At 52.3% G+C, this 19332-nt stretch carries 19 protein-coding genes; 12 read left to right on the top strand and 7 right to left on the bottom strand.

The window, feature by feature from the left end:
* Nucleotides 1-2: 2 nt before the first annotated feature.
* From OOJ60_RS12065 to OOJ60_RS12050, 4 genes are all read left to right on the top strand, one after another.
* Nucleotides 3-1019 (top strand): glycosyltransferase family 8 protein, encoded by a 1017-nt coding sequence (locus OOJ60_RS12065; RefSeq protein ID WP_042287021.1) that lies wholly within the window; start codon nucleotides 3-5, stop codon nucleotides 1017-1019.
* 13 nt (nucleotides 1020-1032) lie between these two features.
* On the top strand, nucleotides 1033-1731 hold the full coding sequence (gene rfaY / locus OOJ60_RS12060) for a lipopolysaccharide core heptose(II) kinase RfaY (RefSeq protein WP_042287017.1): 699 nt from the start codon (nucleotides 1033-1035) through the stop codon (nucleotides 1729-1731).
* Nucleotides 1732-1909: 178 nt separating this feature from the next.
* Entirely contained in the window at nucleotides 1910-2764 is an 855-nt protein-coding gene (gene waaZ / locus OOJ60_RS12055) for a 3-deoxy-D-manno-oct-2-ulosonate III transferase WaaZ (RefSeq protein WP_042287014.1), read from the top strand.
* A 37-nt stretch (nucleotides 2765-2801) separates the two neighbouring features.
* A complete protein-coding gene (locus OOJ60_RS12050) occupies nucleotides 2802-3878 on the top strand; it encodes a glycosyltransferase family 9 protein (RefSeq protein WP_042287009.1) in 1077 nt (358 codons plus the stop codon).
* A gap of 32 nt (nucleotides 3879-3910) precedes the next feature.
* Here the strand turns inward: OOJ60_RS12050 and OOJ60_RS12045 are convergent, their stop codons facing one another.
* The 4 genes from OOJ60_RS12045 to rfaD all read right to left on the bottom strand — a co-directional run bounded on the left by OOJ60_RS12045 (nucleotide 3911) and on the right by rfaD (nucleotide 8265).
* Nucleotides 3911-5182 carry an O-antigen ligase family protein gene (locus OOJ60_RS12045; protein ID WP_042287005.1) on the bottom strand — a complete coding sequence of 424 codons (1272 nt, stop codon included), beginning with the start codon at nucleotides 5180-5182 and terminating at the stop codon, nucleotides 3911-3913.
* 10 nt (nucleotides 5183-5192) lie between these two features.
* Entirely contained in the window at nucleotides 5193-6155 is a 963-nt protein-coding gene (gene rfaC, locus OOJ60_RS12040) for a lipopolysaccharide heptosyltransferase RfaC (RefSeq protein ID WP_042287002.1), read from the bottom strand.
* 3 nt (nucleotides 6156-6158) lie between these two features.
* Nucleotides 6159-7205 carry an ADP-heptose--LPS heptosyltransferase RfaF gene (gene rfaF, locus OOJ60_RS12035; RefSeq protein WP_042286999.1) on the bottom strand — a complete coding sequence of 349 codons (1047 nt, stop codon included), beginning with the start codon at nucleotides 7203-7205 and terminating at the stop codon, nucleotides 6159-6161.
* Nucleotides 7206-7284: 79 nt separating this feature from the next.
* Nucleotides 7285-8265, bottom strand: a complete 981-nt coding sequence (rfaD, locus tag OOJ60_RS12030) for an ADP-glyceromanno-heptose 6-epimerase (protein WP_042286996.1) — start codon at nucleotides 8263-8265, stop codon at nucleotides 7285-7287.
* 214 nt (nucleotides 8266-8479) lie between these two features.
* Here rfaD and kbl point away from each other — a divergent pair, with 214 nt between their 5' ends.
* The 3 genes from kbl to OOJ60_RS12015 all read left to right on the top strand — a co-directional run bounded on the left by kbl (nucleotide 8480) and on the right by OOJ60_RS12015 (nucleotide 11981).
* A complete protein-coding gene (gene kbl, locus OOJ60_RS12025; RefSeq protein WP_042286993.1) occupies nucleotides 8480-9676 on the top strand; it encodes a glycine C-acetyltransferase in 1197 nt (398 codons plus the stop codon).
* Between the two features lie 9 nt (nucleotides 9677-9685).
* Nucleotides 9686-10711 carry an L-threonine 3-dehydrogenase gene (gene tdh, locus OOJ60_RS12020; RefSeq protein WP_042286991.1) on the top strand — a complete coding sequence of 342 codons (1026 nt, stop codon included), beginning with the start codon at nucleotides 9686-9688 and terminating at the stop codon, nucleotides 10709-10711.
* Nucleotides 10712-10946: 235 nt separating this feature from the next.
* Nucleotides 10947-11981 carry a glycosyltransferase gene (locus OOJ60_RS12015; protein ID WP_205612620.1) on the top strand — a complete coding sequence of 345 codons (1035 nt, stop codon included), beginning with the start codon at nucleotides 10947-10949 and terminating at the stop codon, nucleotides 11979-11981.
* Here OOJ60_RS12015 and OOJ60_RS12010 read toward each other — a convergent pair.
* Genes OOJ60_RS12010 through gpmM form a run of 3 tightly spaced genes read right to left on the bottom strand, consistent with a single transcriptional unit; the run spans nucleotide 11968 to nucleotide 15768 of the window.
* A complete protein-coding gene (locus OOJ60_RS12010; RefSeq protein ID WP_205612619.1) occupies nucleotides 11968-12927 on the bottom strand; it encodes a divergent polysaccharide deacetylase family protein in 960 nt (319 codons plus the stop codon). The two genes, OOJ60_RS12015 and OOJ60_RS12010, sit on opposite strands and share 14 nt — an antisense overlap.
* 3 nt (nucleotides 12928-12930) lie before the next feature.
* The gene (envC, locus tag OOJ60_RS12005; RefSeq protein ID WP_042286984.1) at nucleotides 12931-14214 is read right to left on the bottom strand and encodes a murein hydrolase activator EnvC; all 1284 of its coding nucleotides are present in this window, start codon (nucleotides 14212-14214) and stop codon (nucleotides 12931-12933) included.
* Nucleotides 14215-14223: 9 nt separating this feature from the next.
* A complete protein-coding gene (gene gpmM / locus OOJ60_RS12000) occupies nucleotides 14224-15768 on the bottom strand; it encodes a 2,3-bisphosphoglycerate-independent phosphoglycerate mutase (RefSeq protein ID WP_060570252.1) in 1545 nt (514 codons plus the stop codon).
* Between the two features lie 244 nt (nucleotides 15769-16012).
* Between gpmM and OOJ60_RS11995 the strand changes: the two genes are divergently transcribed.
* From OOJ60_RS11995 to cysE, 5 genes are all read left to right on the top strand, one after another.
* Complete coding sequence (locus OOJ60_RS11995; RefSeq protein WP_042286978.1) at nucleotides 16013-16444, top strand: rhodanese-like domain-containing protein; 432 nt, start codon at nucleotides 16013-16015, stop codon at nucleotides 16442-16444.
* A gap of 50 nt (nucleotides 16445-16494) precedes the next feature.
* On the top strand, nucleotides 16495-16746 hold the full coding sequence (grxC, locus tag OOJ60_RS11990) for a glutaredoxin 3 (RefSeq protein ID WP_012908148.1): 252 nt from the start codon (nucleotides 16495-16497) through the stop codon (nucleotides 16744-16746).
* 56 nt (nucleotides 16747-16802) lie between these two features.
* Nucleotides 16803-17270 (top strand): protein-export chaperone SecB, encoded by a 468-nt coding sequence (gene secB, locus OOJ60_RS11985; RefSeq protein WP_003024155.1) that lies wholly within the window; start codon nucleotides 16803-16805, stop codon nucleotides 17268-17270.
* A complete protein-coding gene (gene gpsA / locus OOJ60_RS11980) occupies nucleotides 17270-18289 on the top strand; it encodes an NAD(P)H-dependent glycerol-3-phosphate dehydrogenase (protein WP_205612618.1) in 1020 nt (339 codons plus the stop codon). Before secB ends, gpsA begins: the two co-directional genes overlap by 1 nt.
* 78 nt (nucleotides 18290-18367) lie before the next feature.
* Complete coding sequence (gene cysE / locus OOJ60_RS11975) at nucleotides 18368-19189, top strand: serine O-acetyltransferase (RefSeq protein ID WP_042286927.1); 822 nt, start codon at nucleotides 18368-18370, stop codon at nucleotides 19187-19189.
* Nucleotides 19190-19332 lie beyond the last annotated feature (143 nt).

The raw sequence follows: 19332 nt of genomic DNA, 5'->3' as shown, positions 1-19332 counted from the left end.
CAGTGAACTCATTTCCTGAAATAGAGATAACAGAGTTTAAAGTTTTTGATGAACGCTTAAATGACTGCGATGAAACGTTACATATCTCTTATGGCATTGATGAGAATTATCTTGATGGCGTGGGTGTCTCCATTTCTTCTGTTCTCCTGCATAATAAAATAAATGTCGAATTTCATATTATCTGCGATCGTTATGTCCAGAGTTTCATTGAAAAAATTGCCTTACTTGCGAATCAGTATCACGTTAAAATTTCGCTTTACACCATTAACGTGAGCTGCCTTGAAGTTTTGCCAAGAACAAAGGTCTGGTCCAGGGCAATGTATTTTCGCCTGTTTGCATTTAATTATCTTCGTCAAAAAATGGATAGATTACTCTATCTTGATGCCGATGTTGTCTGCAAAGGATCGCTTGAGGCGCTTTTAGCGATAGATCTGACAGATAAAATTGCTGCGGTTGTTAAAGATGTTGATTCTATCCAGGCAAAAGTTGATGAGCGCTTACCCGCTTATCATCTACAGGGGCGCTACTTTAACTCTGGTGTTGTGTTAGTCAATCTCCAGCAGTGGACGGCGCAGTGTTTAACAGAACACGCGCTTTCATTGTTAACCGGAGAAGAAGGTCAATCTCCATTTTTCAAATATCCCGATCAGGATGTGTTAAATATCCTGCTAATTGATAAAGTGGTCTTTTTACCACGCGAATACAATACTATTTATACCATTAAAAGTGAATTGAAAGATAAAACACATCTGAATTATTTAAACGTCATTACAAATAATACAAAATTGATTCATTATACCGGGGCAACTAAACCCTGGCATGCTTGGGCAAAGTATCCTTCTGTTATTTATTTCACCACTGCGCAGGTTAAATCACCATGGCAGACTGTCCCGGCTAAAAATGCAAAAACCATGGTGGAGTACAAAAAAAGATATAAACACCTTCTGGTTCAGAAGCATTATTTACAAGGAATAATCGCAGGCGCCGCCTATCTCTATCGAAAAATTTTAGCGAAATAAATTTCCCACAATTATGATTACTGAAACAAAAATAAAAAATTATACTGTATTCGTTAAACAAGACGGGCAAAAATACATCGATATTTTCACTGATTTTCTTAACCACAATCTTAGCGTATTAAAAGTCTTTCGTAGTATTGAAGATACCAAGGTCGTATTGATCGATACCGAGCATGGTAAATATATTCTGAAGATTTTTCACCCTAAAGTAAAAAACACTGAGCGATTTTTCAAATCGCTGGTGAAAGGGGACTACTACGAAAAACTTTTCTACCAGACGGATCGTGTTCGCCAGGAAGGGTATGATGCGTTAAATGATTTTTATCTGTTGGCAGAAGTGAAAACGCTGCGTTATGTCCACACCTATATCATGATTATTGAGTACATCGAAGGTGTGGAACTGGCCGACATGTCTGACATCTCTTCTGACATAAAGAGCAAGATTAAGCATTCGATCGAGGGACTTCACCAACATGGTATGGTCTCAGGCGACCCGCATAAGGGTAACTTTATATTACAGGATGGTGAGATAAGGATCATTGACCTGTCCGGAAAAAGACCCTCTCGTCAACGGATGGCTAAAGACAGAATCGATTTAGAACGTCATTATGGCATTGAAAACACGAGCAAAGATCTGGGTTACTATCTTTTGGTCTACAAGAAAAAATGGCGTAATTTTTTGCGTCGTCTGAAAGGCAAAAGTGTGCGCTAAGTTTGACTGTGATATCCCGGATATTGCAATTGGCAGGTCTAAATGCAAAAATGGCGTTGTATATTTTATGAGCAGGTTCAGTACTCTATTTCGATTACCCTCGCTAAAGATAAGCTATGAACACTTACCTCAAAGATTCATCGTGATTTAAGTTGCATGATTAACATACAGGTTTTATATGAGTAATGTTAAGTTTTTAACTCGCGCCGGTGTTCAGCAGCTTACTGAAAGCAGAACATCTGAAAACGTTATCATTTTCTTGTCGGGTCCTACGTCCCGAGGGACGCCACTGTCTCTTTTACGCAACAATGATGTCATCACCGTTAACGGCGCGGCGGAATACTTGCTCAGTAATGGTATTACCCCTTTCATTTATGTCTTAACAGACGCACGCTTTCTGCTGCAACGGCGTGAGGACTTTTATAAGTTCAGCCGCGGCAGTAAATTTACCTTCGTCAATATGGACGTTTATGAGGCCGCATCGGAAGAAGACAAGTGCTACATGCGCGCTCATTGCTTCATTTTGCGCGCGTTTTATAAGCGTGAAAAAGGCGGACTTTTCAAGAAGTTGAAGCTGGAAACGCTGTCTCGATGGAACAAGAAACTGTTGATCAACGTCCCTGTCTCTAAGCGCGGAAGGCTGGTTGGCTTTAGTAAGGATATCAGCTTCGGCTATTGTTCATGCCATACCGTGGCGTATACCGCAATGCAAATAGCATATTCGCTGGGGTACGATAACACTATCTGTTCCGGGCTGGACATTACCGGCAGTTGCGCGCGTTTTTATGACGAAAGCAATAACCCGATGCCGTCAGAGCTCAGCAAGGATCTGGTCAAAATCTTGCCCTTCTTCAAATTCATGCGTGCACAAGTGCCAGACTTTCAGATTTACAACCTCTCTGACGACACGGCGATCGGCTACGACATCATTCCTTTTATCAGACCTGCTGATGTCGCTACCCTTGCGCCTAAGAAAAGCGTATTGAAAAAAACGCTTGGACTGCACGATCATGCGGATTCTTATGTAGGCTAATTTCAATCCTGTTTTTTATTGTAATGTGGTAATTAGCATGGGCTTAGGTGCTTTCCATAAGAAAAAAAGATATTTTTTTAATAAAATCAAAATTAACGCTTTATCTTTCTTCTTTCCCCAAAATACAACGCCAAAAATCAACGCGCCAGCAATCCGGTCATGTTTGCTTATTCATGACAACAACAAGTTAGGCGATTTAATTGTCCTGAGTTCGCTTTACCGGGAACTGACCACTCGTGGCGTTAAGCTCTCTATCTTAACGACCGCCGCAGGAAAAGACTTTCTCGCGGGTAATAACAAGATACATCGTTTCTTTATCAAAACCTCATCTAAAATCAGCGATGTACTGGCCCTACGTAAGCAGCTGAAGCAGGCGTCTTTCGATATCGTTCTCGATCCTTTCGAAACAATGCCTTCTTTTACTCATGCGTTACTCTTATCTGGCGTCAGGCGCTCGCATGTTCTTGGCTTTGATAAATGGTATAAGCGTTACTACACCGTGTATCATCCGCATGACGAAAAACTCGCTGCGCATATGTGTACGCGGGCGAGTGAAATACTGCGTTATTTTTATCCCGATACCGATAATTCGTTCGATGTTAGTTATGATCTGCCGCTCACCGCAGAGGTCGAAAACGCGGTCGTGAATTTCATCGGCGATACAAAGATTATTATAATTAATGCTCTGGGCGCGAAGAAAATCTGCCGTTTAACAGCGGAGCAGATTGCAACGATCTATTCCCGTATTCGTGAACGGCATCCTGAGTTTCGGGTGATTTTTACCGGCCTGCCGCAAGATGTGCGCTCTATTGCGATACCGGACATTGAAACGCTGCCGTTTAACGCGTTTATTTATACCGTTGCCCTGACAAAATTCAGCCAGTACGTTATTTCTGTGGACACCGCGCTGGTTCATATTGCTTCGGCTTATCAGATCCCTACGCTCGCGCTCTACCCCAACGCGCGACACGACGCTTATCCCTCGCACCTAATCTGGGCGCCGAATAATTGCAACGCATTGCAGGTAGTCTCTCCCACCTGTACGGTGAAAGATATCCGTTCCGATGTATTGATTGATTCAGTGGACGCGTTATTTGACCGCCATCCAAAGTGAGCGGATGCCCGCTTTGGATGGCGTGAAAGGAATCACTGCTGAACACGTCTTTCTGGCGGGCGATTTTTCTTGATAAGCAGCATCAGTGCGACAGCCGTGATCAAAATGATCGGGATACTGCGTGACCAGAGAATCACATCGCTCATTCCCGTGCCAATAATCGCTAACGTCAGGGCAAACAGCCCTAAAGAGCGGTGATAGTACACCGTATAAAACAGCGCGGCGTAAAACAGCAAAGTCGATAGAATCCCGGCAATACCTTTCAGCGAGGCCGCTTCAACCAGCTCATTGTGCAAGTGAACGTTGGAAAATTCTAAAGCCCCGCGAAGATAAGGATGCGCATTCGCCAGCTCTTCCATACGCTGCGCCCGAACATCTGCCGAGCGTGCGGCAAGCGGTGATTCTTTGAAAATATCAAAACCAATCTCATACATCGCCAGGCGTGCGCCAAGCGAACTGACACTGTTGCCATTGTTATATTGCGCCAGGTCCGCAACCGCTTCATGGTAGCGGCTATAAATCGGCTTGCTAAAGACCGCAACAAGGACAACGAAGGCAACCAAAAAACCAATCACCGAAAAGAACAATTTTTTGGGGGTCTTAAGATAGCCCGCCACCAGTGCCAGCGCGCATATCACCGGAAAAATAAGCAGCGCTGAACGCGTCTGGGTGAGGGCAAGCGCAAAGAACACGGCAGCTGCGTTAAGCAGAAACAGCACCGGGTGCTTGCGCTGGGTATACAGTATTGATATCGCGCTGACGATGCCGACAAACATGATCGAATATGCTGCGCCTGTTGCCGTACCAATACCAAAATCCAGACGGGAGATACCGGTTGTGGTTTTTACATAGTAGCCATAACCGGCAATGAAAAACGACAGCAAATACAGAATATACAGCGGCCACTCTTTATTCATCTTTATTTTCGAGGTCAGCGCCAACAGTATGAGAAAGGCCCCAAAGATAAAGATTTTCGCCGTATTCAAATAACTATGGTACGTCGCCCGAAAGGGTGAATTATCTACTTTAAAGGCGGAATACCAGCTGACGTCGATGACGCCGATAAGCAGAACAGAAAGGGGTAACAGCCAGTATCGCGGCGAATAACTTTCCGGCTTGCCGCGTAAAATAAGCGCCAGCAGACCGAGAATCGCCGTAATATTATACAGCTTCATACTCAAATTATTATTGAACAGCGCGACGACAAGGGTGACGAAGCAAAGTAACCAGGTAGTCAACTCCAGCACTGTGGACATCTTCCTGGCACCGGTTTGCCAGGAATGTAAAGAGTTCAAGGCTAACATTCATGTACCTTTAGAATAATGATGATATTCCGTTCAGAACGGTGTGGGCATCAAGCTTGGCTAAATTATTTTCGGGTGAACGACACGCTATCTGGTTTTTCCCGTACCCCCCAATTAACCCCGGATCCGTTGGGCCATACAGCGTAATATTCGGTCGATCGAGCGCCGCCGTCAGGTGGCTAAGCCCCGTATCGACGGAAACCACATATTTTGCGCCTGCCAGTACGCGCGCAACTTCTTCCAGACTCATCCTCGGTAAGACCTCAACGTGAGCGAACCCTTCGGCAAGTCTTCTCGCCCGTGCTTCTTCATGAGGCGCGCCCCAAGGCAATTTGATGCTGATTTCGTTGTCAGCCAACAAACCAATTAGCGCTCGCCAGTTTGCTTCCGGCCAGTGTTTATCATCGCGTGTGGTTGCGTGCAAAAATACCGCGTAGGGTTGCGCAGTATCCTGTTCAGATGTCAGGAAATGCCGCGCGATAGCATAATCGCCTTGCGAGGATGGTTTGGAATAATTCAGGCTTTTTGCGAACAGTTCGCGGGTACGCTCTACGGCATGCTGCTGCCTGGCAATGTGATGGCGGCGATGATAAAACAGAGCGGCCAGCGGCTCGCGTGCGCTCTGCCAGTCCATACCATGCTTTACGCCATGTGCGAGGCGAGTCACCAGCGCAGCGCTTTTAACCAATCCCTGGGCGTCGATAACGGCATCATAGCGTTCTGCCTGTACCGCCTCGCGGAAAGCGTTACGCTCCGCTTTAACCGACGCGGAAAACCAGGCTTTACGCCAGCGACGAATCGCAACGGGAATGACGCGGTTTACCGCCGAATGCCACGAGGGGATCTGCGCGAATCCTTCTTCGACCACCCAGTCAAACTGAATACCCGGTATCGCCTGTTGTGCATCGGTGAGCGCCGGAAGGGTATGCAACACATCACCCATTGAGGATGTTTTGACGATCAGAACCCGCATTCGTCAGGCTTCCTCTTGTAATAACAGCGCGTTCAGGGCTTCCAGCACCTGCGCTGGTGTAATGTCGATCAGACTCTGATGGTACCCTTCTGCCGCATCGCCTTTGCGCACTTTGTGATAGCCGGTAATCAGGCGAATCACCCGCGCTTTATGTGAAAGCGGCGGCGTGAAGTCAGGGCTGCTGGGGCCGTAGAGGGCAACCAGCGGGCGGTTAAGGGCTGCGGCGACGTGCATCAGCCCGGAGTCATTGCTGACGACGGCTTTACAGGCGCCGATCAAAATGACGGCCTGCTCCAGTTGGGTGTCGCCTGCCAGATTGCGGCACCACGCCTGCTGCTCATCGTTTAAGGACGCTAAAATCTCGTTCCCGGCTTCGTGATCTTTCGCCGAACCGAACAGCACAACCTGATAGCCTTCGTCTATCAGCTGTTTCGCCAGTTCCGCGTAATGATAGTGTGGCCAGCGTTTGGCAGGTCCAAATTCCGCGCCAGGGCAAAAGCCGATCATGGGCCGCTCATCTGAAAGCGAAAATTCACAACAGGTCAGGGATTTTTCACCTTCGCTCACCTGCAACTGCGGCCACAGCAGCGGCTGCGGCAGATCTTTCGCGCTGTGCATTACGCCCTTGTCGTAAGCCAGCGCGACATAGCGTTCCACCATCAAGGGCCAGGCCGCTTTGTCCAGCACACGCGCGTCGTTTAGCAGACCGTAACGCATCTCGCCGCGCCAGCCTGTGCGCTGCGGTACGCCCGCAAAGAAGGGCACAAGGGCTGATTTGAAGGAGTTGGGCAGCACATATGCGCGGTCATAGCGTTTCTCGCGCAGGCTATGGCCGAGCCTGCGGCGTTCGCCGAGCGCCAGCGTCCCATGGCCGAGTGGCATTGGGATCGCTTCGTTCACTTCCGGCATTCGCGACAACAGCGGACGGCACCATGCGGGCGCCATCACGTCGATTATCGCCTGGGGATAGCGCGCCTTGAGCGTGCGGTAGAGACTTTGCGACATCATCATGTCGCCCACCCAGGACGGGCCGATCACCAAAATTTTCATTCACTTCATCCTTCAAGCTGTCTCTGCGTTGGCTGCCTGCGTTCACTCCGGTCACTTACTTTAGTAAGTGACCGGAGATTCACTTAGTTGCCGCCTTGATACCGCTCGAATGATTTTGTGAATTTGTATCGCTGTCGCGGTTCAGCCAGGCCATATACTCCGTTACGCCTTCGGCAACGGTCTTAAACGGCTTGTCGTAGCCCGCAGCGCGCAGATTCGTCAGATCCGCCTGGGTGAACGCCTGGTAGCGGCCCTTCAGTTTTTCCGGGAACGGGATGTACTCAATCTCGCCTTTTTTATGGAAAGCCAGCGTCGCGTCAGCCACGGCCTGGAAAGATTCTGCACGACCGGTGCCGAGGTTATAGATACCGGACACGCCGTTTCCCCAGAACCACAGGTTCACATCCGCCACATCGCCCACGTAAACAAAGTCACGCTTGAAGCCGTCGCTGCCTTCAAACAGTTTCGGGCTTTCGCCATTATTCAACTGGGTGTTCAGGTGGAACGCCACGCTCGCCATGCTGCCTTTGTGGCCTTCGCGCGGACCGTAAACGTTGAAGTAGCGGAAGCCAACAATCTGGGAGTTCGCTTCTGGCAGGATCTGGCGTACGTACTCATCAAACAGGAACTTGGAATAGCCGTAAACGTTCAGCGGCTGCTCATATTCGCGGGATTCGATGAAATCAGAGGTGCGTCCGCCGTAGGTGGCGGCGGAAGAGGCGTACAGGAACGGAATTTCACGCTCCAGGCAGTAGTGCAGCAGCTCTTTGGAGTACTGATAGTTATTGTCCATCATGTACTTGCCGTCCCACTCGGTCGTGGAGGAACACGCGCCTTCGTGGAAAATGGCCTCTACCTCGCCAAACTCTTCGCCCGCCATAATCTGGATTAAGAAATCTTCTTTATCCATATAGTCGGCAATGTTCAGATCCACCAGGTTCACAAACTTGGTGCCGTCTTTCAGGTTGTCCACCACCAGGATATCGGTGATGCCTTTATCATTCAGGGCCTTAACGATGTTGCTGCCGATAAAACCCGCGCCGCCGGTAACGATGATCATAACTGTAACCTATGAATTATGGAGTCAGAGACTATCTCGGACACGAATACTTCTATCATATCACTACCTGGCCCTGGCTTCAGCCATTCACCGATTACGCGTGTGGGTACGCGTGATTTATCCTGCATTTTAAAGAAGTGCTAATGCGTCATCTCGTATCAGCGTCCAGGGTTAGGTAAGATGTGCTGAAATTTGCCCAGTCTGGAGAATCGCAATGCGTGGGGATTTTTACAAACAGTTAACCAACGATCTGGAAACCGCCCGGGCGGAAGGATTGTTTAAAGAAGAGCGCATTATCACGTCTGCTCAGCAGGCAGATATCACTGTGGCGGATGGAAGCCACGTCATTAACTTCTGCGCCAACAACTATCTCGGGTTGGCTAACCACCCTGAACTGATTGCGGCGGCAAAAGCAGGAATGGATTCTCACGGGTTTGGTATGGCCTCGGTGCGCTTTATTTGCGGTACCCAGGACAGCCACAAGCACCTTGAGCAAAAGCTGGCAAACTTCCTGGGAATGGAAGATGCCATCCTCTACTCCTCCTGCTTCGACGCCAACGGCGGCCTGTTCGAAACGCTGCTGGGCGCAGAAGACGCGATTATCTCCGACGCCCTGAACCACGCCTCTATTATCGACGGCGTGCGTTTATGTAAAGCGAAACGCTTCCGCTATGCCAACAATGATATGGCCGAACTGGAAGCTCGCCTGAAAGAAGCGCGTGAAGCCGGGGCCCGTCATGTACTGATCGCTACCGACGGCGTGTTCTCGATGGATGGTGTGATCGCCAACCTGAAAGGCGTCTGCGACCTGGCGGATAAATACGACGCGCTGGTGATGGTTGATGACTCTCACGCGGTGGGCTTCGTGGGTGAAAACGGGCGTGGCTCCCATGAGTATTGCGACGTGATGGGACGCGTGGACATCATCACCGGGACGTTGGGCAAAGCGCTCGGCGGCGCGTCTGGCGGCTACACTGCGGCGCGTAAAGAGGTGGTGGAATGGTTGCGTCAGCGCTCCCGTCCGTATCTGTTCTCCAACTCTCTGGCGCCGGCGATTGTCGCCGCCTCCATAAAAGTACTGGAGATGGTGGAATCCGGCGGCGAGCTGCGCGACCGCCTGTGGGCGAACGCGCGCCAGTTCCGCGAGCAGATGTCTGCGGCAGGTTTCACCCTTGCGGGCGCCGACCACGCCATCATTCCGGTGATGCTGGGCGATGCGGTGGTGGCGCAACAATTTGCCCGTGAGCTGCAAAAAGAGGGTATTTACGTAACAGGATTCTTCTATCCGGTGGTGCCGAAAGGCCAGGCGCGCATTCGTACCCAGATGTCCGCCGCCCATACGCCGGAGCAAATCACGCGCGCGGTTGAGGCGTTCACGCGCATAGGTAAACAACTGGGCGTTATTGCCTGAGGATCAAAGATGAAAGCGTTATCCAAACTGAAAGCGGAAGAGGGCATCTGGATGACCGACGTTCCTGAACCGGAAGTCGGACACAACGATCTGCTGATTAAAATCCGTAAAACAGCCATCTGCGGCACTGACGTTCACATCTACAACTGGGATGAGTGGTCGCAAAAAACCATCCCGGTACCTATGGTTGTCGGGCACGAATACGTCGGCGAAGTGGTCGGCATCGGCCAGGAAGTCAAAGGCTTTAAAATTGGCGATCGCGTCTCTGGCGAAGGACACATTACCTGTGGACACTGCCGTAACTGCCGCGGTGGCCGTACGCACCTGTGCCGCAACACGACCGGCGTGGGCGTGAACCGCCCAGGCTGCTTCGCCGAATATCTGGTGATCCCGGCATTCAACGCCTTCAAGATCCCGGACAATATTTCTGACGATCTGGCGTCTATCTTTGACCCGTTCGGTAATGCGGTGCACACGGCGCTGTCGTTCGATCTGGTGGGCGAGGATGTGCTGGTTTCCGGCGCGGGTCCTATCGGGATTATGGCGGCAGCGGTGGCGAAACACGTCGGGGCACGCAACGTCGTCATCACCGACGTTAACGAATACCGTCTGGACCTGGCGCGTAAGATGGGTATTACCCGTGCGGTTAACGTGGCGCAGGAGAGTCTGACCGACGTGATGGAAGCGTTGGGGATGACCGAAGGCTTCGATGTAGGGCTGGAAATGTCTGGCGCGCCGCCGGCGTTCCGCACCATGCTTGATACCATGAACCACGGTGGTCGCATCGCGATGCTGGGGATCCCGCCCTCTGACATGTCAATCGACTGGACGAAAGTGATCTTTAAAGGGCTCTTCATCAAAGGCATTTATGGCCGCGAGATGTTTGAAACCTGGTACAAGATGGCGGCGCTGATCCAGTCGGGTCTGGATCTTTCTCCTGTCATCACCCATCGTTTCTCGATTGATGACTTCCAGAAGGGCTTTGACGCGATGCGTTCAGGTCAGTCGGGGAAAGTCATCCTGAGCTGGGATTAATCGTAAAAAGGCCGGGGTTTTCCGGCCTTTTTATTCGGCAATATCTGAAATCCTGTAAAGTTTTGTCATTGTCATAAATATTACGTAATTACTCACTAGTCTGATTTTGCTGTTCATTCCAACGCTTTATTCTGCCGTTACCGTCAACGTTTAAAAATAGTATGCACCAGCCTTAATTGTTTCTTAACACTAAGGCTGTACAAAGGCGGGTAACTTCAGAGGTAATCGGTAATTTATGATGAATAGTACAAACAGACTCAGCGTCATTATCCCGCTTTATAATGGGGGTAATGATTTCAAAGCCTGCATGGAATCACTCATCGCGCAAACATGGACTGCCCTGGAAATAATTATTGTTAATGATGGTTCAACGGATAACTCTGTTGAAATAGCAACGCATTACGCCGAAAACTACCCACACGTTCGCCTGCTGCATCAGGCCAATGCCGGGGCGTCGGTCGCGCGTAACCGGGGAATGGCCGCCGCCACCGGGCAATATATCGCTTTCGTCGATGCGGATGATCTGGTTTATCCTCACATGTACGAAACGCTGATGACGATGGCGCTGGAAGATAATCTCGACGTCGCGCAATGTAATGCGGACTGGAGCGAACGTTCCTCCGGCGACACCTGGCAATCTATTCCCACCGATCGTATTCGCTCAACAGGTGTATTAACGGGTCCGGACTGGCTCCGTATGGCGCTGTCTTCTCGGCGCTGGACGCACGTGGTATGGATGGGGGTTTATCGCCGCGACGTGATTGAAAAAAATAACATCAGATTTATTCCGGGATTACATCATCAGGATATCGTGTGGACCACAGAGTTTATGTTTAATGCCCGTCGCGCACGCTATACCGAAGAGTCATTATATAAGTATTTCCTGCATGATAATTCCGTTAGTCGTTTAAAACGACAGGGCAATAAAAACCTTAATTATCAGCGCCATTATATTAAAATCACTCGCTTACTGGAAAAGCTGAATCGCGATTATGCCGACCGAATTACCCTTTATCCGGAGTTTCGTCAGCAAATAACGTATGAAGCATTACGCGTGTGTCATGCTGTACGCAAAGAGCCGGATATATTGACGCGTCAACGCATGATTGCCGAGATTTTCACCTCGGGCATGTATAAACGGATGATAATGAACGTGCGTAGCGCGAAGGTCGCGTATCAGGCGCTGCTGTGGTCTCTACGACTTTATCGCTGGCGCGACAAAACACGCTCGCACCATCGCACCGCCCGTCAAGCCCTTAACCTGGGTTAACGCCACCCTTGCTGGGGGCCTTCCCCCAGCCCTGCCACTGATGCTGGTACCAGCTGACCAGCGTGCTCTGACGAATGCTCTCGCTTATGACGCTGAAGAATCGGTCGGTATAAACTGGTTCGGGTGCCTTCTTCGCGTTACACACCTTCACTCCGCGGAACGGATTACGCGGCGCGTCGTTGTTTTTCGGCGGGGTCAGGTTCGGCGTCGAAGTATCCACCTGCGGTTCGTTAAGCAGGGTGCTTGGACGCACCAGCGTGATATCGGCTGGCAGGTTATACACCATCTGTTGGAGCACACGCACCGTTGACGGATGCGGATGTCCGATCGCGATCGCAGACCCGTTTCGACGAGCCAGATCGACGGCGCGGTTAAACTGGCGGCGAATGTCCGCTTCGTTTTGCGTGTCGTCGAGAAACACTTTGCGCTTGATAACCTTCACACCCGTACCGGACGCTGCGCGCATGGCCTGGCTATTGCCGATGGTCATGCTGTCGAGAAAATAGAGATCGTAGCGTTCCAGCGCCTGCATCACTTTCTGCATGCCAAACAGGCTGGAGGTCATCGCGCTGCCCATATGGTTATTCAGCCCGACAGCGTAGGGAACTTTGCTGACCGCCTCGCGCACAATACGTTCGATCTCATTGCTGCTCATCTCCGGGCGCAGCGTGTCTTTTTCCAGCGGCTGCTTACTGAGTGGGGCCATCGGCAGGTGAATCAACACCTCATGACCGCTGTTGTGCGCTTTGGTCGCCATTTCGCGGGCGTGAGGCGCATTAGGCAGTACCGCAACGGAGATTGCGTCTGGCATCGCCAGTACCTGATTTTCATAATGCGGACGGTAGCCGAAATCGTCGATCACGATGGCGAGTTTGCCAGCAAAAGCGGGGGAGGCGAAGGCCAGCAGGCTGGCGAATGAAAGAACAGTACGACGAAAGTGAGGCAAAACTTATCTTCCCAACCACGGCTGTGGATTGACGGCCTGACCCTGGCGACGGATTTCAAAATAGAGCGACGGTCTGCCCTGACCCCCGCTGCTGCCGACCAGCGCAATGGGCTGACCGGCGCGAACCTGTGTCCCCACGCTGACCAGCGCGCTCTGGTTATAGCCGTAAAGGCTCATGTCGCCCTTGCCGTGTTCGACGACGACGACCAGCCCGTAGCCCTGCAGCCAGTCCGCCAGAATCACCCGACCATCGGCAATGGCTTTGACTTCAGTGCCTTCAGACGCACCGATAACCATCCCTTTCCAACGTAGCTCACCTTGCAGCCGTTCGCCATATCGATGCAGCGTTGGCCCGCGAACCGGCCAATAAGCCTGACCGCGCGGCGAGCCTAAACCGCCGGTGCGCGACATCAGCGATTTCTCGCTTTCGGTCGGTTTATAGGTGGTGCCTTTACGGGTCGCCTCTTTCTGTCGATTACGTACTGCTTCCGCCTCGCGCGCTTCGCGTTCCGCCCGCGCTTTGGCGGCGGCTTCCGCTCGCGCAATGCTGTTACGCAGACGGGATTCGTTAGCGCGCAGTTCGCTCAGCTGCTGCTGGCCCTGCTGGATGGAAGACTCCAGTCCGGCGAGCGTTTTTTTCCGTTCGTTACGCGCCTGCTCCAGCTTCGCCTGCTGGGCGCGCTGTTCGTATAACAGCGTCTGTTGCTGGCTTTGCTTCTCTTCCAGCTCGGCGCGTTGTGCGGCGACCTGCTCGCGGGTTTGCTTCAGCTCGGTAATGGTTTCTTGTCGCGCCTGATTCAGATAGCCGAAATAGGCCTGTAAACGCTGGCCGCGCTGGCTCTCTTCACCACTGAGGATAAGCTGAATGCCGGTATGCTCACCCTGACGAAACGCCGCATCCAACTGTGCGGCGAGGCTGCGTTCCTGGCTGGCTTTTTGCTGCTCCAGCTTCGCGATGGAGGCGTTCATCTCATCAATTTGCTTGTTGAGCTGAGCGAGAGTGTTTTGGGTTTCGCGCAGTTTACGCGCGGCGACGGAAATCGCTTCTTCCTGTGCTTTCAACTGCGCTTGCAGGGTTGCGCGCTGCTGCTGCTGCTGGCGCACGGCGCGCTCTTTGGCGGCGATATCCGCCTGGATGGATTTGAGCTGATCGCGGTCATCCGCGTGGGCGGAAAAGGCGCACAACAATACGCCAGCGCTCAACACGCTGGCGTAAATCAGGGGCCTGACTGAAAACCGTTGCGTTTTCATGACCCCTTGTTTGGTATTCATCGCCTTTCCCCTCATGGGGAGGGATTATTCCACGATGAACAGCGGCTTACCAGTCATCTCTTGCGGGATTTCCATACCCATCAGCGTCAGCATGGTCGGCGCGATATCGGAAAGTTTACCGCCTTCCACCGCTTTTACGTTTTTGTCACCCACGTAAATCAGCGGAACCGGCAGGTTCGTGTGCGCCGTGTGCGCCTGACCCGTCGCCGGATCGCGCATCTGCTCGGCGTTACCGTGGTCCGCAGTGATCAGCAACTGTCCGCCAACGGATTCAACGGCTTTCGCGACCTGCTCAACGCAGTGATCCAGTGCTTCCACTGCTTTCACGGCTGCTTCCATCACCCCGGTATGACCGACCATATCGCCGTTCGGGTAGTTACAGATGATGGTATCGTACTTCCCGCTTTCGATAGCGGCGACCAGTTTTTCAGTCAACTCCGCAGAGCTCATTTCCGGCTGAAGATCGTAGGTCGCCACTTTCGGTGAATTAATCAAAATGCGTTCTTCACCGGCAAATGGCTCTTCCACGCCGCCGTTGAAGAAGAAAGTCACATGCGCGTATTTTTCCGTTTCGGAGATACGCAACTGGGTTTTGTCATTCTTCGCCATCCACTCGCCGAAGGTGTTTGCCAGAGAGGCTGGTGGGTAGGCGACGGCCGTTTTGATGTCCGCCGCGTATTCGGTCAGCATGACAAAATTCAGGTTAACCACTTTCTTACGCGCAAAGCCGTCGAAGTCAGTGTTAACAAATGCCCGTGTGATTTCACGCGCGCGGTCGGCACGGAAGTTCATGAAAATCAGCGCATCGCCGTCTTCCATTGCCGCATCGGCCTGGCCTTCCGCACGAATCACGGTCGCTTTAACGAATTCATCGTTTTCGTCGCGAGCGTAAGCGGCCTGCAGGCCTTCAACCGCGGTTGCGTACTGGAATTCGCCTTTTGCCAGGGTCATCAGATCATAAGCCTGTTCAACGCGATCCCAGCGGTTGTCGCGGTCCATGGCGTAATAACGTCCGATGATAGAAGCGACGCGGCCTTTGCCCAGCGCGGCAAACTTGTCTTCGAAGGCTTTCAGTGAGGATTCAGCGCTGCGCGGCGGGGTGTCGCGACCGTCGAGAAACGCATGCAGGTAGATTTTCTCCGCGCCGCGTTCAGCGGCCAGTTCCACCATCGCCATGATGTGGTCTTCGTGGCTGTGTACGCCGCCCGCCGAGAGCAGGCCCATGATATGAACCGCTTTACCCGCGTTTTTCGCCTGGTCTACCGCCGCGGTCAGCACCGGATTGGCAAAGAAGGTACGTTCTTTAATTTCGACATCCAGCCGCGTCAGGTCCTGATACACGATGCGGCCCGCGCCCAGGTTAACGTGACCTACTTCTGAGTTACCCATCTGACGGTCAGGCAGACCCACTTCCAGACCGGACGCGTCAATCAGCGTATGCGGACGTTGCGCCCACAGCGCGTCCATGACGGGCGTTTTCGCAGAGAAAATGGCGTTATCCTGGCTCTCTTCACGGTAACCATAGCCATCGAGAATGACCAGCACCATAGGTTTTTTCGAAACCGACATTGTGAAACCTCACACTAAAGAAACAAAAATTTTGCGTAATTTTACTACAGCTGAATCGATAAAATAGCCTCAGAAGATCAAATAATAGGGCCGCGCGGCGCATGGACGGCGCGGTTTTACGCTATTTTTTCCATTGCGCCCCGCAAAAATGCAATCCAGTGCACGCGCTGGCTGTATTTGCGCCATCGCGCAGGTATACTCCTTCCTTGGTTTTTAATCACTGAGTCGGGAGTTGTTACCCCCCATGCAAGAAATTATGCAATTTGTTGGTCGCCATCCCATACTGAGTATCGCCTGGATTGCGTTACTGGTGGCGGTTTTATTCACCACGTTTAAAGGCCTGACCTCAAAAGTGAAGGTCATCACCCGTGGTGAAGCCACGCGTCTTATCAACAAAGAAGACGCCGTTGTTGTCGATTTACGTCAGCGTGACGATTTCCGTAAAGGCCATATCGCAGGCGCTATCAACCTGCTGCCAAGTGAAATCAAAGCGAACAACGTGGGCGAGCTCGATAAGCACAAAGACAAACCGGTGATCGTGGTCGACGGTTCCGGCATGCAGTGTCAGGAAGCGGCAAACGCGCTCATCAAGGCAGGCTTTGAAAAAGTGTCCGTGCTGAAAGAAGGCGTTGCTGGCTGGAGCGGCGAGAATCTGCCGCTGGTTCGCGGCAAATAAACTCGCCGCTGGCACGAAATTCACAGATAAAGCGAATATCGGAGAGATGTATGGCCAATATCGAGATCTACACCAAAGCAACCTGCCCGTTTTGCCATCGCGCGAAAGCGTTGTTAAACAGCAAGGGCGTGAGTTTCCAGGAGCTTCCGATTGACGGCGACGCCGTAAAACGGGAAGAAATGATCAAGCGCAGTGGCCGTACAACGGTTCCGCAGATTTTTATTGATGCACAGCACATTGGCGGCTGTGACGACTTGTATGCGTTGGATGCGCGTGGTGGACTTGATCCCCTGCTGAGCTAACGTCATCACAGACTTAGGCTGTATTTTAAGGACAACACTAAAAGGGTTTTCTACACATGTCAGAACAAAATAACACCGAAATGGCTTTCCAGATCCAACGTATTTACACCAAAGATGTCTCTTTCGAAGCGCCAAATGCGCCGCATGTTTTCCAGAAAGACTGGCAGCCAGAGGTTAAACTTGATCTTGATACCGCATCTACCCAACTGGCAGATGATGTGTACGAAGTTGTACTGCGTGTCACCGTAACCGCTTCCCTGGGTGAAGAAACGGCGTTCCTGTGCGAAGTTCAGCAGGGCGGTATTTTCTCCATTAGCGGTATTGAAGGTACCCAGATGGCGCATTGCCTGGGCGCATACTGCCCGAACATTCTGTTCCCGTATGCCCGCGAATGCATCACCAGCCTGGTTTCACGCGGTACGTTCCCGCAGCTGAACCTTGCGCCGGTTAACTTCGATGCGCTGTTCATGAACTATTTACAGCAGCAGGCTGGCGAAGGTACTGAAGAACATCAGGATGCCTGATGAACCCACGTAATGCTTCAATGACAGTAATTGGTGCCGGCTCGTACGGCACCGCTCTCGCCATCACCCTGGCGAGAAACGGCCACCCGGTTGTCCTGTGGGGCCACGATCCGCAACATATTGCGACGCTTGAGCGCGATCGCTGTAACGTCGCGTTTCTTCCTGACGTGCCTTTTCCCGATACGCTCCATCTCGAAAGCGACTTAGCCACCGCTCTGGCGGCGAGCCGCGATATTCTGGTGGTAGTGCCAAGCCATGTGTTTGGGGAAGTGCTGCGACAAATCAAACCGTTGCTGCGTGCTGACGCGCGGCTGGTCTGGGCGACAAAAGGGCTTGAAGCCGAGACGGGACGCCTGTTGCAGGACGTTGCGCGCGAGGCGCTGGGCGATCAAATTCCGCTGGCGGTCATCTCTGGTCCGACCTTTGCGAAAGAGTTGGCGGCGGGATTACCGACGGCCATCTCGCTGGCGTCAACTGACGACACCTTCGCCGACGACCTTCAGCAGCTGCTTCACTGCGGCAAAAGTTTCCGCGTCTACAGCAATCCGGACTTCATTGGCGTTCAACTTGGCGGCGCGGTGAAAAATGTGATTGCGATTGGCGCCGGGATGTCAGACGGCATCGGCTTTGGCGCTAACGCTCGCACCGCGCTTATCACGCGTGGACTGGCGGAAATGTCGCGTCTGGGCGCGGCGCTGGGCGCCGATCCGGCCACCTTTATGGGGATGGCGGGACTGGGCGATCTGGTGCTGACCTGTACTGACAATCAGTCGCGTAACCGCCGCTTTGGCATGATGCTCGGTCAGGGCATGGATGTGCAAGGCGCGCAGGACAAGATTGGACAGGTGGTGGAAGGCTACCGCAATACGAAAGAAGTCCGCGAGTTGGCGCACCGTTTTGGTGTCGAAATGCCAATAACCGAGGAAATTTATCAAGTATTATATTGCGGAAAAAACGCGCGCGAGGCAGCATTGACCTTATTAGGCCGTGCACGCAAGGACGAGCGTAGCCGCCACTAGTCGCAAGGATCTGTTTTCATCAATGACCCGGCCCGCGAAGAACGGGCCGGTCGTTAGCCTCATTACCTGGAGTTCGCAATGCCGTGTGAAGAACTGGATATCGTCTGGAACAATATTAAAGCCGAAGCCCGTGCCCTGGCCGATTGTGAGCCAATGCTGGCCAGTTTTTACCACGCAACGCTACTCAAGCATGAAAACCTGGGCAGTGCGCTAAGCTACATGCTGGCGAACAAACTGGCCTCGCCGATTATGCCTGCGATTGCCATTCGGGAAGTGGTGGAGGAAGCCTACGCCGCCGACCCGGAGATGATTGCCTCGGCAGCCTGCGATATTCAGGCGGTGCGCACTCGCGACCCGGCGGTTGATAAATATTCCACCCCGCTGTTATACCTGAAGGGTTTTCACGCCCTACAGGCTTATCGCATCGGCCACTGGTTGTGGAACGAAGGTCGCCGCGCGCTGGCTATCTTCTTACAAAATCAGGTATCTGTGACGTTCCAGGTCGATATCCACCCGGCTGCGCGGATCGGACGCGGGATCATGCTCGACCACGCCACTGGCATCGTGGTGGGCGAAACCGCGGTAATTGAAGATGACGTGTCGATTCTACAGTCGGTCACCCTTGGCGGCACCGGCAAAACCAGCGGCGATCGCCATCCGAAGATCCGTGAAGGGGTGATGATTGGCGCCGGGGCGAAGATCCTTGGCAATATTGAAGTTGGACGCGGAGCAAAAATCGGCGCGGGTTCTGTGGTGTTACAGCCTGTACCGCCGCACACCACCGCCGCAGGGGTGCCAGCGCGCATCGTCGGCAAGCCGGACAGTGATAAACCGTCGATGGATATGGATCAGCATTTTAACGGGATACATCATACGTTCGAATACGGCGACGGAATCTGATTTCGGGCTATCTTACGTGCCAGCCTGAATTCAGGCTGTGCTTGCCACCTCACGGGCTATGCGTACGCTCCGGTGACTGCGTGCAGACTGTGTTCAATGTGGCGGCGTCGATAACGCCCGAAAAAAATGCCCCGTCTCTGCGT

Origin of the sequence: Citrobacter sp. R4 (assembly GCF_026719175.1) — a bacterium.
Lineage (GTDB): Bacteria > Pseudomonadota > Gammaproteobacteria > Enterobacterales > Enterobacteriaceae > Citrobacter_A > Citrobacter_A sedlakii.
This window is presented reverse-complemented; position numbering and strand designations above follow the sequence as displayed.

Excerpts from the sequence above, each read along its gene's own strand:
- rfaF (WP_042286999.1), bottom strand. The coding sequence starts at position 7,205 with ATGAAAATTTTGGTGATCGGCCCGTCCTGGGTGGGCGACATGATGATG.
- waaZ (WP_042287014.1), top strand. The coding sequence starts at position 1,910 with ATGAGTAATGTTAAGTTTTTAACTCGCGCCGGTGTTCAGCAGCTTACT.
- OOJ60_RS12045 (WP_042287005.1), bottom strand. The coding sequence starts at position 5,182 with ATGTTAGCCTTGAACTCTTTACATTCCTGGCAAACCGGTGCCAGGAAG.
- secB (WP_003024155.1), top strand. The coding sequence starts at position 16,803 with ATGTCAGAACAAAATAACACCGAAATGGCTTTCCAGATCCAACGTATT.
- OOJ60_RS12015 (WP_205612620.1), top strand. The coding sequence starts at position 10,947 with ATGATGAATAGTACAAACAGACTCAGCGTCATTATCCCGCTTTATAAT.
- OOJ60_RS12050 (WP_042287009.1), top strand. The coding sequence starts at position 2,802 with ATGGGCTTAGGTGCTTTCCATAAGAAAAAAAGATATTTTTTTAATAAA.
- rfaD (WP_042286996.1), bottom strand. The coding sequence starts at position 8,265 with ATGATCATCGTTACCGGCGGCGCGGGTTTTATCGGCAGCAACATCGTT.
- envC (WP_042286984.1), bottom strand. The coding sequence starts at position 14,214 with ATGAGGGGAAAGGCGATGAATACCAAACAAGGGGTCATGAAAACGCAA.
- grxC (WP_012908148.1), top strand. The coding sequence starts at position 16,495 with ATGGCCAATATCGAGATCTACACCAAAGCAACCTGCCCGTTTTGCCAT.
- gpmM (WP_060570252.1), bottom strand. The coding sequence starts at position 15,768 with ATGTCGGTTTCGAAAAAACCTATGGTGCTGGTCATTCTCGATGGCTAT.
- kbl (WP_042286993.1), top strand. The coding sequence starts at position 8,480 with ATGCGTGGGGATTTTTACAAACAGTTAACCAACGATCTGGAAACCGCC.
- rfaY (WP_042287017.1), top strand. The coding sequence starts at position 1,033 with ATGATTACTGAAACAAAAATAAAAAATTATACTGTATTCGTTAAACAA.
- OOJ60_RS11995 (WP_042286978.1), top strand. The coding sequence starts at position 16,013 with ATGCAAGAAATTATGCAATTTGTTGGTCGCCATCCCATACTGAGTATC.
- tdh (WP_042286991.1), top strand. The coding sequence starts at position 9,686 with ATGAAAGCGTTATCCAAACTGAAAGCGGAAGAGGGCATCTGGATGACC.
- rfaC (WP_042287002.1), bottom strand. The coding sequence starts at position 6,155 with ATGCGGGTTCTGATCGTCAAAACATCCTCAATGGGTGATGTGTTGCAT.
- gpsA (WP_205612618.1), top strand. The coding sequence starts at position 17,270 with ATGAACCCACGTAATGCTTCAATGACAGTAATTGGTGCCGGCTCGTAC.
- cysE (WP_042286927.1), top strand. The coding sequence starts at position 18,368 with ATGCCGTGTGAAGAACTGGATATCGTCTGGAACAATATTAAAGCCGAA.